This is a genomic window from Mycobacterium sp. (assembly GCF_052145595.1).
Lineage (GTDB): Bacteria > Actinomycetota > Actinomycetes > Mycobacteriales > Mycobacteriaceae > Mycobacterium.
Window position 1 is genome coordinate 1 of record NZ_JBKQOI010000127.1, and the last position, 7,248, is coordinate 7,248.

A 7,248-nucleotide genomic window follows, 5' to 3' on the forward strand; every position below is an offset into this window, starting at 1 on the left:
GGCGGAGACCCCGACACCTTCCCCGGCCTGGCCGGTCTGGGCGACCTGATCGTCACCTGCACCAGTCAGCGCAGCCGCAACCGCCACGTCGGCGAACAACTCGGGGCCGGCAAGCCGATCGACGAGATCATCGCATCGATGAACCAGGTTGCCGAGGGCGTCAAAGCGTCCAGCGTGATCATGGAGTTCGCCGACGAGTTCGGCCTGAACATGCCGATCGCCCGCGAAGTCGATGCGGTGATCAACCATGGCTCGACCGTTGAGCAGGCCTATCACGGCCTGGCCGCCGAGGTTCCCGGACACGAGGTGCACGGCTCAGGTTTCTGACCGTCCGTCAGTCGAATAAGAGCCCCGGGCCGCTGCTTGATTGGCGGCCGGAGAGTTTTTGAACGATCCACTGATTCATCGACACTCGTTGCTCGGCAGCTTCCAGCGCAAGGCGTCCATGCAGCTCGGGGGAAGTCCTGACTACCAACGTGCCGCTGTAACTGCGTTCCGTTATTGGTGTGGGAGGTGTTTCACCGCAGACTTGCATATCCGCCACATGCTGGTCGACTGCGGCCTCGATCTCGGCAATGGGCTGCTGCGCGGTCCGCGCCTGCCGCCTGAGGTATGGCAATTCAATACACGAGCCGACGTATTCCCCATGGTGGGGAGACCATTCCACGCGGTAGGTGTAGCGGTTCACGCGGGATTTGAAAGCACATACGCTATCGAAATCGCGAGTCACTTGTCCCCAAGGGAGCCGCGCCTCTCCAGACCATGTGGCTCGCGCCGGATTTGATAGCACATGCGCTACCTACCCCGCGCCATCGCCTCCAGCCGGCGGATGCGGTCCTCGATCGGCGGGTGCGTCGAGAACAGCGATCCCATCCGCTCGCCCGCGCGGAACGGGTTGGCGATCATCAGGTGCGCCTGGCTGGCCAGCTTCGGTTCCGGTGGCAGCGGCGCCGCCTGTACCCCGCCGGAGATCTTGCGCAGAGCCGACGCCAGGGCCAGTGGGTCGCCGGTCAGCACGGCACCCGATTCGTCCGCCTGATACTCCCGTGACCGTGACACCGCCAGCCGCACCACCGTCGCGGCAATCGGGCCCAGCAACGAAACCAACAGCAGCGCAAAGGGATTCTCGCCATCTCGGTTGCCACCGAACATACCGGCGAACATGGCCATGTTGGCCAGCGCGGTGATCACCGACGCCATCGCACCGGCAACGCAGGAGATCAGGATGTCGCGGTTGTAGACGTGCGAAAGCTCATGTCCGAGCACCGCGCGCAGCTCGCGCTCGTCGAGGATCCCCAGGATGCCGGTCGTGCAACACACCGCGGCGTTGCGCGGGTTGCGGCCGGTGGCGAACGCGTTGGGCGCGTTCGTGTCGCTGATGTACAGCCTCGGCATCGGCTGGTGTGCGGCGGTGGCCAACTCCCGCACGATCCGATACATCGCCGGCGCCTGCACCTCGGAAACCGGCTGCGCGCGCATCGCTCGCAGTGCCAGCTTGTCGCTATTGAAGTAGACGTAGACATTCATGCCAACAGCGAAGAGCGTGGCGAAGATGAGCGCCGTCCTGCCGAACACCGCGCCGATGGCCACGATCAACGCGGACATACCGACCAACAGGACGAAGGTCTTCAGCCTGTTGGCTTGGGGATGCCAGGTCATCAGTGTCCTCCCGGTTATTGCTGACTACAGCTAATTGAACGCTTCGGACGGCCTTTCGGGTTCCACCGGGTGCCGCCAGGTTCCACAGTGGGCGGTATCAGCGCTAGCCGTGCCGGCTGACGGTGTAGTCGACCAGCGTCTCCAGCGCGTGCCGACCGGGGACGTCGGGCAAAAGGGCCAGCTCCTGGCGTGCTTGCGCCGCGTACTGCGCCAAAAAGTGCTTTGCCTTCGCCATGCCCGGTGACGCCCGCAACAACGTCAGAGCCTCGGCCACCGCCTGGTCGTCGTCGATGGGTCCGGCCAGCAGTTCGCGCAGCCGCGCCGCTTCGGGTCCGGGTTCCCGCAGCGCGTACACCATCGGCAGGGTGTGCACCCCTTCGCGCACATCGGTTCCGGGGAGCTTGCCGGACTCGTCGGAGTCGCTGCCGATGTCGATGATGTCGTCGGAGATCTGAAAAGCGGTCCCGACAATGCCCCCGAGACGGCTCAGCCGCTCCACCTGCTCGGCATCGGCTCCCGAGAACATCGCGCCGAATCGGCCCGCGGCGGCGATCAGGCACGCCGTCTTCTCATACACCACCGTCAAGTAGTGCTCGACGGGATCCGCCCCTTCGGCCCCCTCACTTATGCCCCTGGTCTCGCGCATCTGTCCGGTCACCAACTGGGCAAACGTCTCGGCGATGAGCCGCACCGCCTCCGGTCCCAGCCGCGATACCAGCCGCGACGCCGTGGCGAACAGATAATCCCCGGCCAGGATCGCGACGTTGTTGCCCCAGCGCACGTTGGCGGCGGGCGTGCCGCGGCGGACCTCCGCCTCGTCCATCACGTCGTCGTGGTAGAGCGTGGCCAGGTGCACGAGTTCGATGACCGCGCCGGCGGTTGTCACCTCCGCGGCGTCGGGGTTGGGTCCGATCTGTGCGGACAACACCGTGAACAGCGGCCGGAAGCGCTTGCCGCCAGCCTTGAATAGGTGTGTCAGCGGGTCGGTCATGACCTCGTCCGCGCCACGCAGCTCGGTATCCATGAGCTGCTCGATCCGAGCGACGCCGTCGCGCACGGCCGTCGCGAAGGCGGCATCACCGAAATCAACGCCTGCCACCACCGTCGCCGGAGTCCCCACTCGACCAACATACTGGTGGGCGTGGAGACCAGAGCCTCCGGAGCCGACGTGGTGGTCGTGGGCGCCGGACCTGCCGGTTCGGCGGCGGCCGCCTGGGCTGCGCGCGCCGGCAACGACGTGCTCGTCATCGACTCCGCCAGCTTTCCCCGCGACAAGGCGTGCGGTGACGGGCTGACGCCGCGCGCGGTCGCCGAGCTGGAACGGCTGGGTCTGGGCGACTGGCTGGACACCCGCATCCGGCACCGGGGCTTGAGGATGAGCGGATTCGGCGGCGAGGTGGAAGTCGAGTGGCCCGGCCCATCGTTCCCGTCGACCGGCAGCGCGGTGGCCCGCCTCGACTTGGACGACCGGATCCGCAAATGCGCCGAGGATTCCGGTGCGCGGATGCTGCTGGGGATCAAAGCCGTTGGCGTGCACCATGACTCGTCGAGGCGGGTGGTATCGCTCACATTGGCCGACGGCACCGAGGTGGGCTGCCGCCAGTTGATCGTTGCCGACGGGGCCCGCTCCTCGCTGGGCCGCAGGCTGGGCCGGCGCTGGCATCAAGAAACGGTGTACGGCGTCGCCGCCCGCGGGTATCTGACCACTCTGCGCAGCGACGACCCCTGGCTGACGTCGCACCTGGAACTGCGCTCCCCCGACGGGGCCGTGTTGCCTGGTTACGGCTGGATTTTCCCGCTGGGCAACGGCGAGGTGAACATCGGCGTCGGAGCGCTGTCGACGTCGAAACGGCCGGCGGATCTGGCGCTGCGACCCCTGATCTCCTACTACACCGACCTGCGCCGCGACGAGTGGGGCTTTACCGGTGATCCCCGGGCGGTGTCGTCGGCGCTACTGCCGATGGGCGGCGCGGTTTCCGGGGTGGCCGGGCCCAACTGGATGCTGATCGGCGACGCCGCGGCCTGCGTCAACCCGCTCAACGGCGAAGGCATCGACTACGGCCTGGAGACGGGCCGGTTGGCCGCCGAACTCCTGGACTCACGGGACCTGTCTCAGGCGTGGCCGTCGCTGCTGCAACATCACTACGGCCGCGGATTTTCGGTCGCACGAAGGCTGGCGTTGTTGCTGACCTTCCAGCGGTTCCTGCCCACGACCGGGCCACTCGCGATGCGCTCGACGAGACTGATGACCATCGCCGTGCGGGTGATGGCCAACCTGGTCACCGACGACGACGCCGACTGGGTGGCCCGCGCCTGGCGGGGCGGCGGCCGGTTGTCACGGCTGATCGATCGCCGAACGCCGTTCAGCTGAACCGGTTTTACTCGACAGCCTGCAAGGCTATATCAATTTCGTTGACATATATCAGGCCGCTTGATATACCTGGAGCATGACCCACCCAACAGATTTCGAGTTTGAAACCGCCTACCGCGGTGAATCCGCACAGTTTGGTGAGGGCGCGCGGCCGCCATGGAGCATCGGCGCCCCACAACCCGAACTGGCCGCCCTGATCGAACAGGGCAAGTTCCACGGCGACGTCCTTGACGTGGGCTGTGGCGAAGCGGCGATATCGCTGGCGCTCGCGGAGCGGGGGCACACCACGGTGGGACTGGACCTCTCCCCCACCGCGATCGACTTGGCCCGGCGCGAGGCCAAGAAGCGGGGCCTGACCAACGTTACTTTCGAGGTGGCCGACATCTCGTCGTTCACCGGGTATGACGGCCGGTTCGGCACCATCGTCGACAGCACGCTGTTGCTTGAGTTGTGATCTTCTAGTTTTAGTCGTGAACTACCGCCCCTGAAATAGGGGCTTTTTAGTATCACCGCAGGTCGGTCAATAACCCCAACCCACTGTGTGGGTCAATTTGCACAGAACCGCTCCGCGCATCGATACGGTGCCATCCATGGGCTTTTTTGATTCCATCCCTCAGCCGCCACCCCAAGAGCCGGTGCCCTACGCGCGGCCCTCGTATATGCAGCCAGATGCGGTGATCCCTGGATCGGTCCCCGGTGAGTTGCTGCTGCTGCGTACCGAAGAGGCAGCGGTGGCAATCGGCGGCATTTGTGCCTACCCGAACGGGTTCGAGTTCACTGCTCACGTGCGTAGGCGCGGCAGCGTGAACGCATCAGGCTTCGGCGACCCGTTCGACCGCTTCGGGCGGCGCGGTCAGGAACAGTCCGGTGACGTGTTGCGGCTAGGTCTTCTCTACGCGGACGGGCGGCGCGGCGCGACGACCGGCGGCCCCCGGTGGCCTGACGATCCCGAACACTTGATCCTGATGCCCGGGAGCGCCGGTGGGAGTCCGCAGCGGTATGACTGCAAGTTCTGGGTGTACCCGCTGCCGCCTGACGGCCCGGTGACATTCGTGGCAGCCTGGCCTGAATACGGGGCGGCAGAGGGCCAGGCGGAGTTTGACGGGGCGGCGATCCGCGCAGCCGCCACACGAGCGGTGACCTTGTGGCCGGAGGAGCCGACGATCCCTGGCGCTGGCGCGCACACCCAGACGTTCAGCTTTCACAAGGTTGACGAGCCGGGATCGGAAGCGGAACCGGACCCCCCGCAGCACTGAGACTCGTTGGGAAACGCCCACGCCGCCTCACATCATCGCGCCAGGCAATAACCACGCCATGAGAGATGATGGGAAAAGCACTTTGTTCCACTCCATTCCGGTGGAGGCACGCGAGGGCTACCAGCAATCGATCAAGCGGGCCGCCGCGGCCGGCGCCTCATATTTCGCCCTTGTCTTCGACAGGGCGGCTGTACCCGAGGGCCCAATCAATGCGGTTACCGCCGACGAGCTGCGCGAGGTGGTGTCCCGGTACTGGGTCGTCGACGAGATCCGGCCGGCCCGCCTCTACGCCAGCCTGCCCGAGGGCTCTTTCGACTTGCCGCTCGCCGACGTCGGCGACGAGCCCAACGGCCTCAAGTCGGTCGGCGGCTGGCTGCTGTCGGCGCACCTGGACTGAGGTGTATAGTCCGGCTAATGAAGGCTTCGAGGCTGGCTTCTTTTGTGGCCATGGCGGGCGCCGCTGTCGTACTGGCAGCGCCTGCGCAGGCCGACGACTACGACTACACATTCAAGAGCACCGTCAACCGTTTCGGCGTTTACGGCCCGCAGGACCAGCTCGCGTGGCTGGGCAAGATCAGCTGTGACCGGATCGACAGAGGCCTGGACGGCGACCCGTACAAGTCGGCCAATTTCATCCAGCACAACCTTCCGCTGGGCACCACCGAAGGCCAGGCGTTCCAGTTCCTGGGCGCCGCGATCGACCACTACTGCCCCAACCAGGTCGGCTTCATTCAGCGGGCCGGCCACTAGGCCTTCGTCACTGGGCTTGTCCAAACGGCTTGTAGCCCGCGTGCAAGGCCACGATGCCGCCGGTCAGGTTGCGCCAGCGCACCGCCGACCACCCGGCCGCTGAAATCTGGTGCGCCAGCGTGGGCTGGTCGGGCCAGGCTCTGATCGACTCGGCGAGGTAAACATAGGCGTCGGGGTTGCTGGACACCGCTCGCGCCACCCGCGGCAGCGCCTGCATCAGGTATTCCTTGTAGACGGTGGCGAACAGCGCATTGGTGGGTGTGGAGAATTCGCACACCACTAACCGGCCGCCGGGCCGGGCGACGCGGAACATCTCATGCAGCGCCGCCCGTTGGTCGGCCACATTGCGCAACCCGAAACTGATGGTGACCGCGTCGAAGACCCCGTCGTCAAACGGCAACTTGGTGGCGTCGCCGGCGACTTTCGGCACCCTGCGGCCCGCGCCCGCCGCCAGCATCCCGACCGAGAAATCGGCAGCCACACACCATGCCCCGGATTTCCTCAGCTCCACGGTGGACACCGCGGTCCCCGCGGCCAGGTCCAGCACCTTCTGACCGGGCCCGATCCCCAGCGCCGACCGGGTGGCTCGCCGCCAGTATCGGTCCTGCCCCAGCGACAGCACGGTGTTGGTCAGGTCATACCGGCGGGCGACGCCGTCGAACATCGACGCGACGTCCCGGGGGTCCTTGTCCAAGGCCGCGCGACTCACGACGGCAACGCTACAGCCCGGCGACGATGCAGCCCGCGCAGCGGGGTGAGGAGGAGCCGGGCAATTGGGCTTGGGCCGCGGCCAGCGATCCCGGTGTGGGGCGCCGACGAACGCGTTGCAAGCCTTGTTGACTGGAAAGTTGTCGGCGGGCTTGATGAAACCAGCCACACCGATTGCGGAGTTCTGCCGATCGGCCGTTTGGGCCAGGGGTGTATCTGACCCGGGTTCCGGTGCCCTTCGTGGCCAGATCGCGACGTCTCGTGAAGCGGCGCAACGCATCTCATGGCTACATATTTCTGAGACCAACTTTCGAGACACTCCAGCCTGGGGATTTGGGTCGCCACTGCCTGTCAGAGCAGGTGTCTCATATGTGGTCCTATTTCGAGACTGCGTTCAGCTGTCTTCGGGCCTCGTCGATTTGGTCGAATGCGTACATCGCCATGGCGGCGGTGGTCATCGTCTCGCCTTTGTGGGCGAGCGTGTCGTAGGTCTGTTCGCCGAGG

At 66.0% G+C, this 7,248-nt stretch carries 8 protein-coding genes and 2 pseudogenes; 6 read left to right on the forward strand and 4 right to left on the reverse strand.

The genetic code is table 11. The features are described 5' to 3' along the window. Positions 1-327, forward strand: a 327-nt coding sequence (locus tag ACLP4W_RS11210; protein ID WP_442386203.1) for an NAD(P)H-dependent glycerol-3-phosphate dehydrogenase, incomplete at its 5' end; no start/stop codon positions are given. A gap of 7 nt (positions 328-334) precedes the next feature. Here the strand turns inward: ACLP4W_RS11210 and ACLP4W_RS11215 are convergent. From ACLP4W_RS11215 to grcC1, 3 genes are all read right to left on the reverse strand, one after another. Continuing rightward, positions 335-688 carry a type II toxin-antitoxin system HicB family antitoxin gene (locus ACLP4W_RS11215; RefSeq protein WP_442386204.1) on the reverse strand — a complete coding sequence of 118 codons (354 nt, stop codon included), beginning with the start codon at positions 686-688 and terminating at the stop codon, positions 335-337. Between the two features lie 107 nt (positions 689-795). Next, positions 796-1,659 (reverse strand): zinc metalloprotease HtpX, encoded by an 864-nt coding sequence (htpX, locus tag ACLP4W_RS11220; protein WP_442386205.1) that lies wholly within the window; start codon positions 1,657-1,659, stop codon positions 796-798. Between the two features lie 103 nt (positions 1,660-1,762). Next, positions 1,763-2,779, reverse strand: a complete 1,017-nt coding sequence (gene grcC1, locus ACLP4W_RS11225) for a nonaprenyl/(2E,6E)-farnesyl/geranylgeranyl diphosphat synthase (protein ID WP_442386206.1) — start codon at positions 2,777-2,779, stop codon at positions 1,763-1,765. 21 nt (positions 2,780-2,800) lie between these two features. On the opposite strand from grcC1, the gene menJ reads away from it, so the two are divergent. The 5 genes and pseudogenes from menJ to ACLP4W_RS11250 all read left to right on the forward strand — a co-directional run bounded on the left by menJ (position 2,801) and on the right by ACLP4W_RS11250 (position 6,036). After that, positions 2,801-4,030, forward strand: a complete 1,230-nt coding sequence (gene menJ / locus ACLP4W_RS11230; protein ID WP_442386207.1) for a menaquinone reductase — start codon at positions 2,801-2,803, stop codon at positions 4,028-4,030. A gap of 76 nt (positions 4,031-4,106) precedes the next feature. Next, positions 4,107-4,469: pseudogene (locus tag ACLP4W_RS11235) on the forward strand (class I SAM-dependent methyltransferase); the annotation flags it as partial. Between the two features lie 151 nt (positions 4,470-4,620). Further along, positions 4,621-5,286 (forward strand): hypothetical protein, encoded by a 666-nt coding sequence (locus ACLP4W_RS11240; protein ID WP_442386208.1) that lies wholly within the window; start codon positions 4,621-4,623, stop codon positions 5,284-5,286. Between the two features lie 76 nt (positions 5,287-5,362). Continuing rightward, a pseudogene (locus ACLP4W_RS11245) lies at positions 5,363-5,683 on the forward strand (hypothetical protein); the annotation flags it as partial. A gap of 17 nt (positions 5,684-5,700) precedes the next feature. Then, positions 5,701-6,036 (forward strand): DUF732 domain-containing protein, encoded by a 336-nt coding sequence (locus tag ACLP4W_RS11250; protein ID WP_442386209.1) that lies wholly within the window; start codon positions 5,701-5,703, stop codon positions 6,034-6,036. A 7-nt stretch (positions 6,037-6,043) separates the two neighbouring features. Here ACLP4W_RS11250 and ACLP4W_RS11255 read toward each other — a convergent pair whose 3' ends face one another. Beyond that, positions 6,044-6,745 (reverse strand): demethylmenaquinone methyltransferase, encoded by a 702-nt coding sequence (locus tag ACLP4W_RS11255; protein WP_442386210.1) that lies wholly within the window; start codon positions 6,743-6,745, stop codon positions 6,044-6,046. Positions 6,746-7,248: the final 503 nt, after the last annotated feature.

Bases quoted from the DNA above. Each gene is read 5' to 3' on its own strand.
- ACLP4W_RS11240 (WP_442386208.1), top strand. From the start codon at position 4,621: ATGGGCTTTTTTGATTCCATCCCTCAGCCGCCACCCCAAGAGCCGGTG.
- ACLP4W_RS11250 (WP_442386209.1), top strand. From the start codon at position 5,701: ATGAAGGCTTCGAGGCTGGCTTCTTTTGTGGCCATGGCGGGCGCCGCT.
- htpX (WP_442386205.1), bottom strand. From the start codon at position 1,659: ATGACCTGGCATCCCCAAGCCAACAGGCTGAAGACCTTCGTCCTGTTG.